This is a genomic window from Streptomyces sp. NPDC002092 (assembly GCF_053593775.1).
In genome coordinates this window covers 434,370-449,479 of the sequence record NZ_JBSFDG010000005.1, presented here as the reverse complement: position 1 = coordinate 449,479, position 15,110 = coordinate 434,370, and the positions used below count along the sequence as shown (strand labels likewise).

Below are 15,110 nucleotides of genomic sequence, written 5' to 3'. Positions count from 1 at the left end.
GCACAGGTGGGTTGGTCAGGCACTGCGCGGCATGGTGCTCGCCCGCTCCGTCAGCCGCGGCGGCAGCAGCGTGGCCTCGGGTACGGCGCTGCCGCCGAGCTTCTTCATCAGGAGCTCCACCGCTCGCTCGCCCACCTCGGCGGAGGGCAGGGCGACGGAGGTGACGGGGACCCGGACGGACTCGGCGAGTTCGTCCGGGCAGATGGCGGTGACGGAGAGATCGCCGGGCACCCGCAGGCCCAGCTGCTCGAAGGCCTCGATGAGCGGCCCCAGGATCGGCTCGTTGTGGACGACGACCCCTGTCAACGCGGGGTGTTCGCGCAGGAGTTGCTCGGCCACCAGTCGGGCGGCCGCGGGCGAGGCCTCGCAGGGGTGCACGGAGGAGGACAGCCCGCTGCGGTCGGCGGCGGCCGTGAAGCCCTGCACCACCCGCTGGGCGAAGGCGGTCTGCCGTACGTACACCTCCGGCGGCGACCCGACCAGCGCCACCACCCGGTGCCCGAGCCGCGCCAGATGTTCCACGCAGGCCTCACCGGCCGCCTTGAAGTCGAGGTCGATGCAGGTCAGGCCCTCGGAGTCGGCCGGGAAGCCGATCAGCACCGACGGCCGTTCCAGCGAGCGCAGCAACGGCAGCCGGGGCTCACGGAGCTGGACGTCCATCACGATCAGCGCGTCCACCAGCGCCGTGTCCGCCACCCGACTGAGCCCCTCCTCGCCCTCCTCCTGCGTCAGCAGCAGCACGTCGTGGTCGTGCTTGCGGGCCGTCGTCACCACCGACACCGCGAACTGCATCACCACCGGGACGTGGATGCCGGCCCGTAACGGGATCACCAGCGCCAGGACGTTCGACCTGCTGCTGGCCAGGGCGCGGGCGCCCGCGTGCGGCCGGTAGCCCAGCTCGCGGGCGGCCGCCTCGACCCGCTGCCGGGTCTCCTCGGAGATCGGACGCTTGCCGCTGAGCGCGTAGGACACGGTGCTGGGGGAGACACCGGCGTGCCGCGCCACATCGGTGATCTTCACCATCAGCCCAGCTCCAGGGAGAGGAATCCGGTACCCGCCTGCGCGCGCGCCGTCCGCTCCCCGGCGGCCAGACTCCACTCGGCCACCGGCTCACTGCACGAGGCCCGCAGCGTGTCCCCTTCGCGTACGACGGTGAAGGTCACGTCGCCCACCTGCACCGTCACCTGGGCGCCCCGCTCCAGGCCGTACGCGTGCAGGGTGACCCCGTCGGCATGGTCGTAGTCGGGGCGGTCGGCCACCGCGCCCACCGGGATGACCGTCCCTGGCCGTACCAGCAGGGGCACGCTCAGGAAGCCGTGCCGTTCGCGCACCCAGCGCGGCCCGGTCACCGTCCGCCCGCTCAGGAAGTGCGTCCAGGTGCCCTCGGGCACGTAGTAGGACACATCCCCCTCGTCGTCGAAGACCGGCGCGACCAGCAGATCCGGCCCCAGCATGTACTGCCGCTCCAGATGCGCGCACCCCGGATCGTCCGGGAACTCCAGCACCATCGCCCGCATCATCGGCACGCCCTCGGTGTGGGCGGTGCGCGCGGCCTCGTACAGGTAGGGCATGAGCTTCAGCTTCAGCTGCGTGAACTGCCGCAGCACGTCAACCGACTCCTCGTCGAACAGCCAGGGCACGCGGTAGGAGGAACTGCCGTGCAGCCGGCTGTGGGAGGACAGCAGCCCGAAGGCCAGCCACCGCTTGAACAGGGCAGGGGTCGGGGTGCCCTCGAAGCCGCCGATGTCATGGCTCCAGTAGCCGAAGCCGGACAGGCCGAGCGACAGCCCGCCGCGCAGCGACTCCGCCATCGACTCGTAGGTCGCCTCGCAGTCGCCGCCCCAGTGCACGGGGAACTTCTGGCTGCCGGTCGTCGCCGAGCGGGCGAAGAGCACGGCCTCGCCCTCGCCGCGGTGCTTGCGCAGCACGTCGAAGACGGTGCGGTTGTAGAGGTACGTGTAGTAGTTGTGCATCCGCTCCGGATCGGAGCCGTCGGACCACGCCACGTCGACCGGCACCCGCTCGCCGAAGTCGGTCTTGAAGCAGTCGACGCCCTGCGCGAACAGCGCCTCCAGTTTCGAGGCGTACCAGTCGCGGGCGGCCGGGCTGGTGAAGTCGACCAGCGCCATGCCCGGCTGCCACATGTCCCACTGCCAGACGCTTCCGTCAGGCCGCTTCAGCAGATGGCCGAGCGCCTTGCCCTCGGCGAAGAGCGGGGAGCGCTGGGCGATGTACGGGTTGATCCACACGCAGACGCGCAGGCCGCGCGCCTTCAGCCGGGCGAGCATGCCCTCCGGGTCCGGGAAGACCCGCGGGTCCCACTCGAAGTCGCACCACTGGAACTCCCGCATCCAGAAGCAGTCGAAGTGGAAGACGGACAGCGGGAGTTCACGCTCTCGCATGCCCTCGATGAAGGACGTCACCGTCTCCTCGTCGTACGAGGTCGTGAAGGACGTCGACAGCCACAGACCGAACGACCAGGCCGGCGGCAGGGCCGGGCGGCCGGTGAGGGCCGTGTACTTGCGGAGGATCTCCTTGGGGCTGGGACCGTAGATGACGTAGTACGTCAGCTCCTGGGTCTCCGCGCTGAACTGGACCCGGGACACCGCCTCCGAGCCGACCTCGAAGGACACCTTGCCCGGGTGGTCGACGAAGACGCCGTATCCCGCGTCCGTCAGATAGAACGGGACGTTCTTGTAGGCCTGTTCGGTGGCCGTGCCGCCGTCGGCGTTCCAGATGTCGACGACCTGGCCGTTCTTGACCAGGGGGCCGAAGCGCTCGCCGAGGCCGTAGACGGACGTACCGACCCCGAGGCCCAGCTGTTCCCGCAGGTAGTGCGCACCCTCCGCGTTCCGCATGATGCCCATGCCCTTGGGGCCGCTGGAGGTCAGGATGCGGCCGTCGGCGAGGAAGTCGACGTGCCAGGAGCCGGTACGGGCCACTCGGACCGACAGGGCGCCGGAGGTGAGGGTCGCGTGCTCGTCGTCGTACCCGACCTGTGGCGTGAACTCCTGTTCAGCCAGGTCGAATTCGGGCCCGCGCGACTGCTCGCCCTCGAAGTGGGTGAAGGTGAGGCCGATGACGTCGGGCATCGGGGTGTGCGCGCTGATCGTCACGACCGGTCCCTTCAGCAGGTCGCCGCGGTGGCGGATGGGCTGGGTCGGCGCATGGACCTCCAGCGAGCCGTCCGTGGCGGTGACGTCGAGGACCTCGACGGGGTGGGCCGCGGTGACTCCCTCGCGCAGCAGCCAGTAACCATCGGTGAACTTCACGTGGGGGGTCCTTACTTCACAGCACCTACGGCGATGCCGCGGGTGAGGGTCCGTTGGAAGACGAGGAAGAACACGATCGCCGGGAGTACGCCGAGCAGGGCCGCCGCATTGGTCATCGTGGCGTCCATCAGGCGCTGGCCCTGGAGGACGCCGAGGGCCACCGACATCGTCTGGTTGTCGTTGGAGATCAGCATGACCAGGGGGAGCAGGAACTCGTTCCAGGTCCAGATGAAGAAGAAGACCAGGAGCACGCCGATGGTCGGCCGGCTGACCGGGACGACGATCCGCCACAGCACCTGCCACTTGTTCGCACCGTCGATACGGGCCGCCTCGATGATCTCCCGGGGGAACTGGCCCAGCACCGACGAGAGCAGATACGTGCCGAAGGCCGCCTGGATCACCGTGAAGACGATGATCACGCTCAGCCTGGTGTCGTACAGGCCGACTTGCTTGGCGAGGTAGTAGATCGGGTAGACCAGCGCCTCCTGCGGCAGCATGTTGGCGAGGACGAAGAAGGCCAGGACCCAGGTGCGGCCCTTGATCCGGCCGATCCCGATGGCGTACGCGTTGAGGACGGACAGGATCACCGCGAGCACCGCCACCGAGCCGCTGATCAGCACCGAGTTGACCAGCTTCTGGCCGAAGTCGACGCGCTGCCAGAAACTCTTGAGGCCGTCCAGATACAGGCCCTCGGGCAGGCTGAGCGGGCCGTGCTGGGAGTACTCGGCCGGTGACTTGAACGCGTTGACGGCGACGATCAGGAACGGCACCACCATGAACAGGGCGGCGATGCACAGCGCGATCAGCACCGGGTAGCGGCGCAGGGCGGTCGTCATGCGCGGTCACCTTCCTCGTCGCGGGTCTGGAGCTTCAGCAGGACGAGGGAGAGCACCAGGATGATCACCGTGAGGACCGTGGAGATCGCGGCGCCGTAGCCGACCTGGGTCTTCTCGAAGAAGGTGGAGAAGGAGAAGTAGGACGGGACGTCGGTCGCGCCGCCCGGGCCGCCCTTGGTCAGCACGTACACCGCGCCGAACACCTTGAGCGCGGCGATCGTGCACCAGGTCAGGACGACGTAGATCTCCGGGCGGATCTGCGGCAGCGTGATGTGCCAGAAGCGGCGCCACCAGCCCGCACCGTCCAGCTCGGCCGCCTCGTACAGCTGCGGGTCCACGCGCTGCAGGCCCGCCATGAACACCACCAGCGGGAAGCCGATCTGCACCCAGACCATCACGCCCATGACGCTGTACAGCGCGATGTCGGGGTCACCGAGCCAGTCCTGCTGCCAGGAGCCCAGCCCGACCGCCTTCAGCAGCTCGTTGAGGGAACCGTTGTCGGGGGCGAGGATCCAGCTCCAGACGATGCCGGCGACCGCGATCGGCAGCACCTGCGGGAGGTAGAAGCAGGCGCGCAGCACCGCGGCCCACCGGGATCCGAAGTGCTTGCCGATGTAGTCGAACAGCGCCGCCGCCAGGACGAGACCGATCATCGTCGGTACGGCCGCCATGGCGACGACCATGAACAGGCTGTGCCGGAACGACGCCCAGAACTCCGAGTCGTCCAGCAGCTCCCGGTAGTTGGCGAGCCCGGTCCACTTGGGGCTGCCGATGCCCTGCCACTGGGTGAAGCTCACGCCCGTGTTCATCAGGAACGGGACCACGATGATCGCCGTGAAGGCCAGGATGCCGGGGAGCAGGAACAGGGCGTACGAGTCGCGGGTACGGGGGCGGCGCGGGCCGGCGTCCGGATGCTTGCCGGCAGCCCGCGCACCCCGTTCGACGGTCACCGTCATTTCGTCGGCGCGCCCTTGTCGTAGGCCTGCTGCAGTGCGCTGAGATAGGCGTCCGGTTTCTCGCTGCCCGTCATCAGCTTCTGCGTCTCGGAGACGAGGACGTCGTAGAAGCCGTTCACCGGCCAGTCCGGGTAGAAGGCCAGGCTGTCACGCCCGCTGAGGGTGTTGAAGTTGGCGATGAGCTGCTTGGACTTCGGGTCCGTGATGGCGGAGGCGTCGGCCGCGACCGGGACACCGCCCTTGTTGCCGAGCAGGTTCTGGATCTTCTTCGACATGGTGATGTCGATGAAGTCGTAGGCCAGGTCCTTGTTCTTGGCGTTCTTGGGGACCACCCAGATGTTCCCGCCGGAACCCGGGGTCAGATTCGAGCCGGGCCACAGGGTGGTGTCCCAGTCGAACTTGGCCTCCCGCTGGAAGCGGCCGTACCACCAGCTGCCGGAGAAGAGGATCGGCGCCTTGCCCTGGATCCAGGACACGCCCGCGTCCTCGGATTTGGTGCTGGTGGAGTTCTTGCTGATGTAGCCCTTCTTCACCCAGTCGGCGAAGGTGGTGGCCCCGTACGTCCAGGCCTGGTCGTGGAAGTCGGTCTTGCCCTTGTACAGCTGGTACTTGTCGACCCAGGAGCGGTCGGCCTTGGAGAGGGCCAGCTGGTAGAGGTACTGCTGGGCGATGTACTCGGCGCCCGCGTTGGCCAGCGGGGTGACGCCCTTCGCGACGAACTTGTCCATGGCGGCGGTCAGTTCGTCGAACGTCTTCGGCTCGGTGATCCCGTACTTCTTGAAGAGGTCCTTGTTGTAGTAGACCATCGTGTACTCGGCGTAGTTGGGCACGCCGTACCACTTGCCGGAGCCCATGACCCCGTTCGTGTCGTACATGCTGGTCGTACGGACGCCCGCGCTGAGCTTCTTGTCCCAGCCGCGCCGGGTCGCCTCGGCCGTCAGATCGGTCAGCAGGCCCTGCTTCGCGAGGGTGCCCGCAGTCGCGTTGCCCTTGCTGTACTCCATGACGTCGGGCACGTCAGAGGAGTTCAGGATCATGGGCGCCGTCTTCTGGATCTGTTCGAAGCCCTTCTCCTCGAACTTGACCTTGACGCCCGGGTGCTTCGCCTCGAACTCCTTGATCGCCTCGTTCCAGGCCACGCCCATCGCACTGTCGGGGCCCTCGAAGTGCCAGAGCTTGAGTGTCTTGGCGTCGGAGGACCCGCTGCCCGAGCCGCCGCATGCCGTGAGCAGCAGCGATCCGCCGAGGAGCGCGGCCGTGACCGTCATCACACGCCTTCGTGCCGTCAACATCCCGTGCCTCCTGGAGAGCCGGATGGGTATCGGGGCGTCACGCGGCGAACGGGATCCCAAAACGGGATCTCGTCGAATCGATTCGATGCGTGACGTCGAAGCGCTTCGACGGGCGAAGGTATGCGGGCGCTGTGGGTGCGTCAATGGCTTGCGCGAGAAATGCTCCGCGGGGTGGTTATTGACCCGCGGGTCGGTGGGGGTTGTTCGCGCAGTTCACCGCGCCCCTTGCGAAGCGCGGTGCCGCGCCGGCGATCAGCAGCGACGCGGTGGCCGCCGTCACCGGTGCCCCGAAGCCGGCTGTCGGGGACAGGTGGTCCACCAGCCAGCCGCCGGTCGCGGAGCCGCAGGCGATGCCGCCGAGCAGGCCGGTCACCGCGAGGGTCATGCCCTCGTTGCGGCGGGCCTCGGGGGTGCGCTGCTGCACCAGCGTCATCGTCGTGACCATGGTCGGGGCGGTCGCCATGCCCGCGACCAGCAGCGCACCGGCCAGGAGCGGGAGCGAGCCGGTGAGGGCGGCGGCGAGGAGGGGGAGCGCCATCAGGGCGGTCATCGTGGCGATGCACCACGGCAGGCGGGCGTCGGCGGGACCGCTCGGCTTGAGGGCTCCGTACAGCAGACCCGCCGCGCACGAACCCGCCGCCTGCAGCGCGAGCACGAGGCCCGCCGCCGAGCGGTGTCCCTGTGCGTCCGCGAACGCGATCGTGACGACCTCCATGGAGCCGAACACCGCGCCCATGGCCAGGCAGACGGCAAGCAGCGGGGGCATGCCGGGCGCGCGGAACGGGGACCGGGCGCGAGCATGCCGCTGCACGGGCGGCTCGGTCGAGCGCTGCGCGGCGAACAGCAGCATGCCGGTCAGCAGCAGCACCGCCCCGACCAGCGTGCCCGCCTCCGGGAAGAACGTCCCGCACAGGAAGGCCGCGAGCACCGGGCCCAGCATGAAGCAGAGCTCGTCGGCGGCCTGTTCGAAGGAGTTCGCGGTGTGCAGCGCACCGTCGTCGCCCTTCAGCAGGTGGGCCCAGCGGGCGCGGGACATGCCGCCGGTGTTCGGGGTCGTCGCGGTGGCGGCGTAGCAGGCGAACAGGGTCCAGACGGGGGCGTCGAAGTGCACGCAGAGCAGGAGGGCGAGGGAGCCGAGGGCCGCGAACACCGTGGCGGGTACGGCGATACGGGCCTGTCCGTACCGGTCGACGAGCCGCGCGGTCCACGGGGCCACCACGGCCGTCGTCGCGAGGCCGGTCGCGGTGACGGCGCCGGCGAGGGCGTACGAGCCGCGCGCGCCGGCGATCATCACGACCGCGCTCACGCTGAACATGCCCATGGGGAGCCGGGCCAGAAGATTCGCGTATGTGAAGGCGCGGGTGCCGGGGGTGGCGAAGAGGAGGCGGTAGGGGCCGGGTGGGCGGTTTCCGGTTCGGGGGCCGAAGTCGACGGCGACGAGGGTGTCGGCGGTGACGGTGAACAGCGGGGCGTTCCCGGGGGTCGGTTGCGGCATGGGCACTACGGTCGCCCGGAGGCGATCAAGGGGTCCAACACCTTCTCCGCGCCGATTCACGCAGCTGTGTTGTAAGTCCTGCTGTAGGTTCGCCGGATGCCCGCGCACAGCCATCTCGACCCGCGCCTCCTGCGCGCCTTCCTCACCGTCGCCGAGGAACTGCACTTCACGCGCGCCGCCGCCCGGCTCTACGTCGCCCAGCAGGCGCTCAGTCGCGATGTGCGGCGGCTGGAGCGGGAGTTGGGCGCCGAACTGTTCGTGCGCAGCACCCGGCAGGTGACGCTCACGGCCGACGGTGAGCGGCTGGTGCCGTACGCGCGTCGGGTGCTTCAGGCGCAGGACGAACTGCTGGCCGCGTTCGGGCAGGCCAGGCCGCTGCTGGTCGACCTCAACTACCGGGGTGCGGCCACCGCGCGCCGCGTCCTGCACCGGGCCCGCGAACTCGCCCCCGACCAAGAGCTGATGGCGCGTTACGAGAGCGGGCTGACCGGCGCGGCGGAAGAGCTGCTCGCCGGGCGCCTCGACGCGTCGTTCGGCCGGTTCGCAGGCCTGGGCCCGGCGCTGCGGGCCCGGCTGGAGCACCAGCCCGTGCGCCATGAGCCGATGGCGGTCGTGCTGCCCGAGGACCACCGGCTGGCGGCGCTGGACGCGGTGCCGCTCGCCGCGCTGGCGGGCGAGACGGTGTACGCGGGTGCCGGCAATCCGCGGACACCGGAGTGGACAGATCTCGCCCGCCGGCTGTTCGACGGGCGGGGCATCGAGATCGCGCCGCCCGTTCCGCTGGCCGTAGGGGAGGAGGAGTTCGAGCGGATCATGGCCAAGACGCGCAATCCGATTCTCGCCGTGGTGGATTTTCCGGCCATGCCTGGGAGGGTGCTGCGGCCCTTGATCGATCCTGTGCCTCTGTCGCCGGTGTCACTTGTGTGGCGTAAGGGGCTGGTGCACCTCGGATTCGATGCGCTTCGACGGGCGGCGGCCGAACTCACGGCGGAGGAGGCATGGCTGCGGATGCCTTCCGATGGATGGTTTCCGGCCATCGATGCGGACGTGTAGGACTTGCGCGGTCCGTTCGCCGCGATGGCCGGGTCGGTCATGGGGAGTGCTCCTTCAGGGGCTGGGAGGCCGCGACCGGTCAGAGGCTGCGGGCGGTGATGTCGCCGGAGGAGGTGGTGGCGCGGATGTCGAGCTCGGCGGTGCCGTCGTTCTTGAGCGCGTTGTTGATGCGGCCATGGCCGGTGCCGGCGTCCAGGGCGGCGGAGATTCCGGCGGCGGCGCCGACCGAGATGTCGCCGGACTGGGTGCGCAGTGTCACCGTGCCGCCCACGGCCTCGGCGATCCGGATGTCGCCGCGTGCGGTGCTGATGTCGGCGGGGCCGCCCAGCCGGCCGACCTCGACGTCGCCGTCGACCGCGGTGAGGCGGAGGCTCGCGGCCTCGTCGATCTTGATCTGGCGGTAGGCGCCTTCGAAGACGACGTCACCGAGCCGGCCGACGGCCCGGAGTTCGGCGCCGGCCGTCTTCGCCTCGATGCGGGAGCCGGCGGGCAGCTGGACGGTGACCTCGACGGATCCGGAGGGGCCGAGGTACTGGTTCTTCGCCGGCTTCGCCGCGATGCGCAGGACACCCTCGCGGTAGTCGACCTCCAGCTGCTCGGCCGCCTTCACATCGCGGTTCCTGGAGGCGTCGGCGGGCCTGACCTCGACGGTGGTGTCGGTCCGGTCGGCGGCAATGAACTCGATGCGCCCGGCGGGGATGTCGAGGACGGCGGAGACGGCTGCGGGGGTCTCGAACTTCTGCATGGTGCTCTCCTTCGTATGCAGCGGGCGCTCGGTCGGCCCGCTGTTTCTGATAGTGGAAAGCTACGTTGCGTTCGAAGATCTGGCAACATAGTTGTTGCACGTAGCTGCAATATATGCAGGTGAGAGTAGATAAATCGTTGCAACGGTTCAGAATTTAATGCAACATTGGCGCGCTGCTCGTTGCAATGGATTGGGAGTGAACGCTAGAGTGGGAGACGCCGAACAGGCCTGTACGAAGGAGAAGACGATGCCGGGAGGCAGACTCACCCAGCAGGACCGCCAGCAGATCGCGCTGGGACTGGCCGACGGCCTCGCCTACGCGGAGATCGCCCGACGCCTGGACCGCCCGACCTCGACCATCACCCGCGAGGTGCTGCGCAACGGCGGCCCCACCGGCTACCGCGCCGAGATCGCCCACCGCGCGACGGCACACCGCGCCCACCGCCGCAGGCAGTCAGCGCCGCCGAACTCTCCGGCGTCCCCGCAGCCGTACGGGCGCGACGCCGAGGCGGTCCGCGCGTACGAGGAGACGCTCACCACTGTGTTCGTGCAGTCGGGCACGCCGCAGATGATGGCCCGGGTGCTGGCCGCCGTCTGCCTCAGCGACGCGGGCAGCCTCACCGCCGCCGAACTCGTCGAGCGGCTCAAGGTCAGCCCGGCGTCCATCTCCAAGGCGGTCGCGTTCCTCGAGGAACAGGGCATGATCCGGCGGGAACGCGACGCACGCCGCCGGGACCGCTACGTCGTCGACTCCGACGTCTGGTACCAGTCGATGATGGCCAGCGTCCGCGGCACCGCCCAGGTCGCCGAGACCGCACGGCAGGGCGTGGCCATCCTCGGCCCCGGCACGCCGGCTGCCGTCCGCCTGGAGAACATCGCCCGCTTCCTCGACTTCGTCTCGGAGAGCATCGCCCGCGCCGCGGACCAGGCGCGAGACGTCCTCCACGCGCGTCCCGAAACACCGCCGGACGGTCACTCATTGAGGTGAGGCGCCCGTAGTTCCCCCTCGGTACGCTGAACCGACAGTCGAGACTCCGTCCCATGGGAGCACCGATGAGCGCCGCATCCGACGACGGGCCGGACGACGAGCCCGCGTACCGCTGGCCCATCCCGCCCCCCGGGGGCTGGACGGCGGACGACCTCGACCGCATTCCGGGCCTCCCGCCGCACACGGAGTTGATCGACGGGAGTCTCGTCTTCATGAGTCCGCAGACCGCATTCCACGCCCGGTGCATGCGCCTGCTTGAGAACACTCTTCTCGGACAGGCGCCGGATCACCTGGATGTCATGCGGGAGATGACGGTCAAGCTGGATGCGAAGAACCGGCCCGAACCGGACATCCTGGTCTTCCCCTTGGAGGCGAACACCGGACCCGACCAGACCTGGTACCGGCCAGAGGACGTCATCCTCGCCGTCGAAGTCGTCTCCGCCGATTCCCGAGAGCGCGACCGCGAGGTCAAGCCCCGCAAGTACGCGGCAGCCGGCGTTCCGCACTTCTGGCGGGTCGAGCAGGACGAGGACAAGGGCTTCCCCGTCGTGTACGTCTACGAGCTCGACCCGGCCACGAAGTCGTACGGCCTCACCGGCATCTTCCACGACAGGCTCAAGGTCTCCGTGCCCTTCGACTTCGAGATCGACCTGACGGCCGTCGATCGGGGCGGTCGGTGAGTGCCCCTGACTTCGCACTCCTGCCCGTAGCCCTGCGGGTCGTGCATCTACGCGACGACGACCCGGGTCCCGTTGAAGTTGGCCACGATCTCCAACTCGCCGCCCAAGGCTGCGACGTAAGCCGCGACCGTGCCCAATTCAGTTGACGCCGTCCTGCCGCGCTCGATGGCGGAGACCCGCTCCTGCCTCACCTGCATGCGCTCGGCGATCTCGCGTTGTGTGAGCCCGAGTTGTCGACGCATCTCAGCCAGTCGGTGGGCTCGTGCCTCGGCCACCATGCGGCGGGCCCCGGCAGCAATTTCGTCAGGGTCGTCGGGGTCGAAGATCTCGTGCTTGACCTCGTCCCAGGAGTGGAAGCTGGTCACTTCTGTGTCTCCTTCTCGTGGCGCCCAGCCAGATGAACCAGCCACAAGGCATAGCGTTCTTCGGCGAGCGGGATCGCGTGCCGGTACCACTCTGTCCATTGTCCGGACTTGTCACCCGCGACCAGCAGGACGGCGTTGCGTTCCGGGGGCCCTCTTCCATCAGAGCCTCGATCGCCTGACCCACGAGCCGTGCTGTGGTGCGGTCGTCCTTGCGGAGCGCGTGCAGCCGGTCGCCCACCTCCCCCGTCATTTCAAGATGCCAGGTCATGAGCGACCTTTGTGTAGTACGTAGCCATACTAGTACCCTGATGTACTGACGGCATCCAAGGGTGAAGAGTCGATCCGAGTCACCGGGTGGAGTGATCTGTTGCGCACGGAGGCCTGCGGCAGTGCGAAGATCGCCGTCGCGGTCCACGGGGCCGGGCATACCGTCGCCTTCACCGGGACGTGCGCGTGACGCTTCACGGAGATGCGTTCGTGATGGGGAGCTCTTCGTAACCTGCGGGCGCACAACCTCTCATCCCCCCTCCGCCCGGGGTGAGAGCAAAGTTCCTTTCCGGTCACCCAGTGCCACAGGCCGGAAACGCTGCCTCCCTACCTTCGGGACTCATCACCGCTCATCTGCCCCAAGCACGACCGAGCCCCGGAGCACCGTGGAGGCGTCATGACAGCCCCTAGCACAGCCCCCGCACCCAGCAGGGGAGGCCGCTGGATCCAGCACTGGGATCCCGAGAACGAGACCTTCTGGAACGAGACCGGAGAGAAGATCGCCAAGCGGAACCTCCTCTTCTCCGTTCTCTCCGAGCACATCGGGTTCTCGATCTGGACCCTGTGGTCCGTGCTGGTGCTCTTCATGGGCCCGCAGTACGGGCTGACCCCGGCCGACAAGTTCATGCTGACCTCGATGGTCACACTGGTCGGCGCCGTCGTCCGAGTCCCCTACACCTTCGCCGTCGCCATCTTCGGCGGCCGGAACTGGACGATCGTCTCGGCCAGCCTGCTGCTCATCCCGACGATCGCCGCGTTCGCGGTGATGAAGCCGGGCACCTCCTTCGACACCTTCCTCGGGATCGGCCTGCTGGCCGGCATCGGCGGCGGCAACTTCGCCTCCTCGATGACGAACATCAACGCCTTCTTCCCGCTCAGGAAGAAGGGCTGGGCGCTCGGGCTCAACGCCGGAGGCGGCAACATCGGCGTCGCCGCCATCCAGCTCGTGGCCCTCGCGGTCATCGGCGCGAGCGGCGGCCCGCGCGTGCTGCTCGGGATCTACATCCCGCTGATCGTCGTCGCGGCCGTGCTCGCCGCGCTGTTCATGAACAACATCGAGAACGTGAAGAACGACACCGGTGCCGCCAAGGACGCCGCGAAGGACGCCCACACCTGGATCATGTCCTTCCTCTACATCGGCACGTTCGGCTCGTTCATCGGTTACAGCTTCGCCTTCGGGCAGGTGCTGACGAACCAGTTCGGGCGCACGCCGCTGCAGGCCACGTACCTCACCTTCATGGGCCCGCTGCTCGGCTCGCTGATCCGCCCCGTGGGCGGCTGGCTCGCCGACAAGTACGGCGGCGCGAAGATCACCCTCTACAACTACATCGCCATGGGCGCCGCCACGGCCGTCCTGGTCGTCGCCAGCATGCAGAAGTCGCTGCCGCTGTTCGTCGTCGCCTTCGTCGTCCTGTTCTCCCTGACCGGCATCGGCAACGGATCCACGTTCAAGATGATCCCCGGCATCTTCCAGACCAAGGCCCTCGCCAAGGGACTGGAAGGCGAGGAGGCGGCCAAGTACGGACGTCGGCTGTCCGGAGCGTCCATGGGCCTCATCGGCGCGGTCGGCGCACTCGGTGGCGTCGGCATCAACCTGGCCTTCCGGCAGTCCTTCCTCTCCTACGGCTCCGGCACCGGCGCGTTCGTCGCCTTCCTCGGCTACTACGCCCTCTGCTTCGCGGTGACCTGGGCCGTATACCTTCGACGCCCGGCCGCGGCGACGCAGTCCGAGGCCGCCGCAGACGCGAAGCCGCAGCTCAGCTACGCCGAGGTGTGACGTAACACCAGCGACATGAAGCCGAACCGAGCCTGTCACGCACCGTTGACAGGCTCGTTCGGCATGTAGGTACCGCACTACTGCATGTACGACGACTCGAGTTCGGGACGAGAGCCATGTACGAGGAACAGCAGCGACCAGACCCGGGCCTGCACGGCCCCCTGGCCGGATTCACCGTGGGTGTGACCGCCGCCCGCCGTGCCGACGAGCTGGGCGCGCTGCTGCAGCGACGGGGAGCCGCCGTCCTGCATGCACCCGCCCTGCGCATCGTGCAGCTCGCCGACGACAGCGAACTGCTGGCGGCGACGAAGGACCTGATCGACCAGGCACCGGACGTGGTGGTGGCCACGACCGCCATCGGCTTCCGGGGCTGGGTCGAGGCCGCCGAGGGATGGGGGCTCGGCGAGCCGCTCATCGACCGGCTGCGGCACGTGGAGCTGCTGGCGCGCGGGCCCAAGGTCAAGGGAGCGATACGGGCCGCCGGGCTGACCGAGGAGTGGTCGCCGTCGAGCGAGTCCATGGCCGAGGTGCTGGACCGGCTCCTTGAGGAGGGCGTCGACGGGCGCCGTATCGCCGTACAGCTGCACGGCGAGCCGCTGCCCGGGTTCGTGGAGTCGCTGCGGGCTGCGGGAGGGGAGGTCGTCGGGGTTCCGGTGTACCGGTGGATGCCGCCGGAGGACCTGGCGCCGCTGGACCGGCTGCTGGACGCGGCCGTCTCCCGGGGCCTCGATGCGATCACCTTCACCAGCGCGCCCGCCGCCGTGTCGCTGCTGAACCGGGCCGAGGAGCGCGGGCTGCTGCCCGAACTGCTCGCCGCCCTCCACCACGACGTCCTGCCGGCCTGCGTCGGCCCGGTCACCGCGCTGCCGCTGCAGGCCCACGGCATCGACACGGTCCAGCCCGAACGCTTCCGGCTCGGCCCGCTCGTCCAGCTGCTGTGCCAGGAGCTTCCCAACCGGGCGCGGTCCCTGCCCATCGCCGGGCACCGGGTGGAGATCCGCGGTCATGCGGTCCTCGTCGACGGCGACCTCAAGCCCGTACCGCCCGCCGGGATGTCGCTGCTGCGGGCGCTGTCGCGGCGGCCGGGGTGGGTGGTGGCCCGGGCCGACCTGCTGCGGGCGCTGCCCGGCGCCGGGCGCGACGAGCATGCGGTGGAGACCGCCATGGCACGGCTGCGGACGGCTCTCGGCGCGCCGAAGTTGATCCAGACGGTGGTGAAGCGGGGGTACCGGCTGGCCTTGGATCCCGCCGCTGACGCGAAGTATGCGGACGTGTGAGGCAGGTACCAGGCGCCGGGGTGGACGTGCTGGGGGCTGCCGCTTCCAGACCCCCGCTTTCGGCCTGAACAGTCTCGTCCTCGAACGCCGGACGGGCTGAACAGAAT

At 69.0% G+C, this 15,110-nt stretch carries 13 protein-coding genes; 5 read left to right on the top strand and 8 right to left on the bottom strand.

Annotated elements, in window-relative coordinates; genetic code table 11:
* Positions 1–15: 15 nt before the first annotated feature.
* The 6 genes from ACWCRD_RS14690 to ACWCRD_RS14665 all read right to left on the bottom strand — a co-directional run bounded on the left by ACWCRD_RS14690 (position 16) and on the right by ACWCRD_RS14665 (position 7,851).
* Positions 16–1,023, bottom strand: a complete 1,008-nt coding sequence (locus ACWCRD_RS14690) for a LacI family DNA-binding transcriptional regulator (RefSeq protein WP_450966189.1) — start codon at positions 1,021–1,023, stop codon at positions 16–18.
* Positions 1,023–3,272 (bottom strand): alpha-xylosidase, encoded by a 2,250-nt coding sequence (gene yicI, locus ACWCRD_RS14685; protein WP_450966188.1) that lies wholly within the window; start codon positions 3,270–3,272, stop codon positions 1,023–1,025. The genes ACWCRD_RS14690 and yicI overlap by 1 nt, the downstream gene beginning before the upstream one ends.
* Before the next feature lie 11 nt (positions 3,273–3,283).
* Positions 3,284–4,108, bottom strand: coding sequence for a carbohydrate ABC transporter permease (locus tag ACWCRD_RS14680; RefSeq protein ID WP_450966187.1), 825 nt, complete (start codon positions 4,106–4,108; stop codon positions 3,284–3,286).
* A complete protein-coding gene (locus ACWCRD_RS14675; protein ID WP_450966186.1) occupies positions 4,105–5,064 on the bottom strand; it encodes a carbohydrate ABC transporter permease in 960 nt (319 codons plus the stop codon). Before ACWCRD_RS14675 ends, ACWCRD_RS14680 begins: the two co-directional genes overlap by 4 nt.
* Positions 5,061–6,356 (bottom strand): extracellular solute-binding protein, encoded by a 1,296-nt coding sequence (locus tag ACWCRD_RS14670; RefSeq protein WP_450966185.1) that lies wholly within the window; start codon positions 6,354–6,356, stop codon positions 5,061–5,063. The genes ACWCRD_RS14675 and ACWCRD_RS14670 overlap by 4 nt, the downstream gene beginning before the upstream one ends.
* 175 nt (positions 6,357–6,531) lie before the next feature.
* The gene (locus tag ACWCRD_RS14665; RefSeq protein WP_450966184.1) at positions 6,532–7,851 is read right to left on the bottom strand and encodes an MFS transporter; all 1,320 of its coding nucleotides are present in this window, start codon (positions 7,849–7,851) and stop codon (positions 6,532–6,534) included.
* 96 nt (positions 7,852–7,947) lie between these two features.
* On the opposite strand from ACWCRD_RS14665, the gene ACWCRD_RS14660 reads away from it, so the two are divergent.
* On the top strand, positions 7,948–8,904 hold the full coding sequence (locus ACWCRD_RS14660) for a LysR family transcriptional regulator (RefSeq protein WP_450966183.1): 957 nt from the start codon (positions 7,948–7,950) through the stop codon (positions 8,902–8,904).
* A 79-nt stretch (positions 8,905–8,983) separates the two neighbouring features.
* Here ACWCRD_RS14660 and ACWCRD_RS14655 read toward each other — a convergent pair whose 3' ends face one another.
* Entirely contained in the window at positions 8,984–9,649 is a 666-nt protein-coding gene (locus ACWCRD_RS14655) for a DUF4097 family beta strand repeat-containing protein (protein ID WP_450966182.1), read from the bottom strand.
* A 247-nt stretch (positions 9,650–9,896) separates the two neighbouring features.
* Between ACWCRD_RS14655 and ACWCRD_RS14650 the strand changes: the two genes are divergently transcribed.
* Together ACWCRD_RS14650 and ACWCRD_RS14645 are read left to right on the top strand one after the other, a co-directional pair.
* Positions 9,897–10,637 carry a helix-turn-helix domain-containing protein gene (locus ACWCRD_RS14650; RefSeq protein WP_450966181.1) on the top strand — a complete coding sequence of 247 codons (741 nt, stop codon included), beginning with the start codon at positions 9,897–9,899 and terminating at the stop codon, positions 10,635–10,637.
* Between the two features lie 65 nt (positions 10,638–10,702).
* Entirely contained in the window at positions 10,703–11,317 is a 615-nt protein-coding gene (locus tag ACWCRD_RS14645) for a Uma2 family endonuclease (protein WP_450966180.1), read from the top strand.
* Between the two features lie 47 nt (positions 11,318–11,364).
* Here ACWCRD_RS14645 and ACWCRD_RS14640 read toward each other — a convergent pair whose 3' ends face one another.
* Positions 11,365–11,682 carry a helix-turn-helix domain-containing protein gene (locus ACWCRD_RS14640; protein ID WP_450966179.1) on the bottom strand — a complete coding sequence of 106 codons (318 nt, stop codon included), beginning with the start codon at positions 11,680–11,682 and terminating at the stop codon, positions 11,365–11,367.
* A 664-nt stretch (positions 11,683–12,346) separates the two neighbouring features.
* Here ACWCRD_RS14640 and ACWCRD_RS14635 point away from each other — a divergent pair.
* Entirely contained in the window at positions 12,347–13,726 is a 1,380-nt protein-coding gene (locus ACWCRD_RS14635) for a nitrate/nitrite transporter (RefSeq protein ID WP_450966178.1), read from the top strand.
* A 116-nt stretch (positions 13,727–13,842) separates the two neighbouring features.
* The gene (locus ACWCRD_RS14630; protein WP_450966177.1) at positions 13,843–15,003 is read left to right on the top strand and encodes a uroporphyrinogen-III synthase; all 1,161 of its coding nucleotides are present in this window, start codon (positions 13,843–13,845) and stop codon (positions 15,001–15,003) included.
* Positions 15,004–15,110 lie beyond the last annotated feature (107 nt).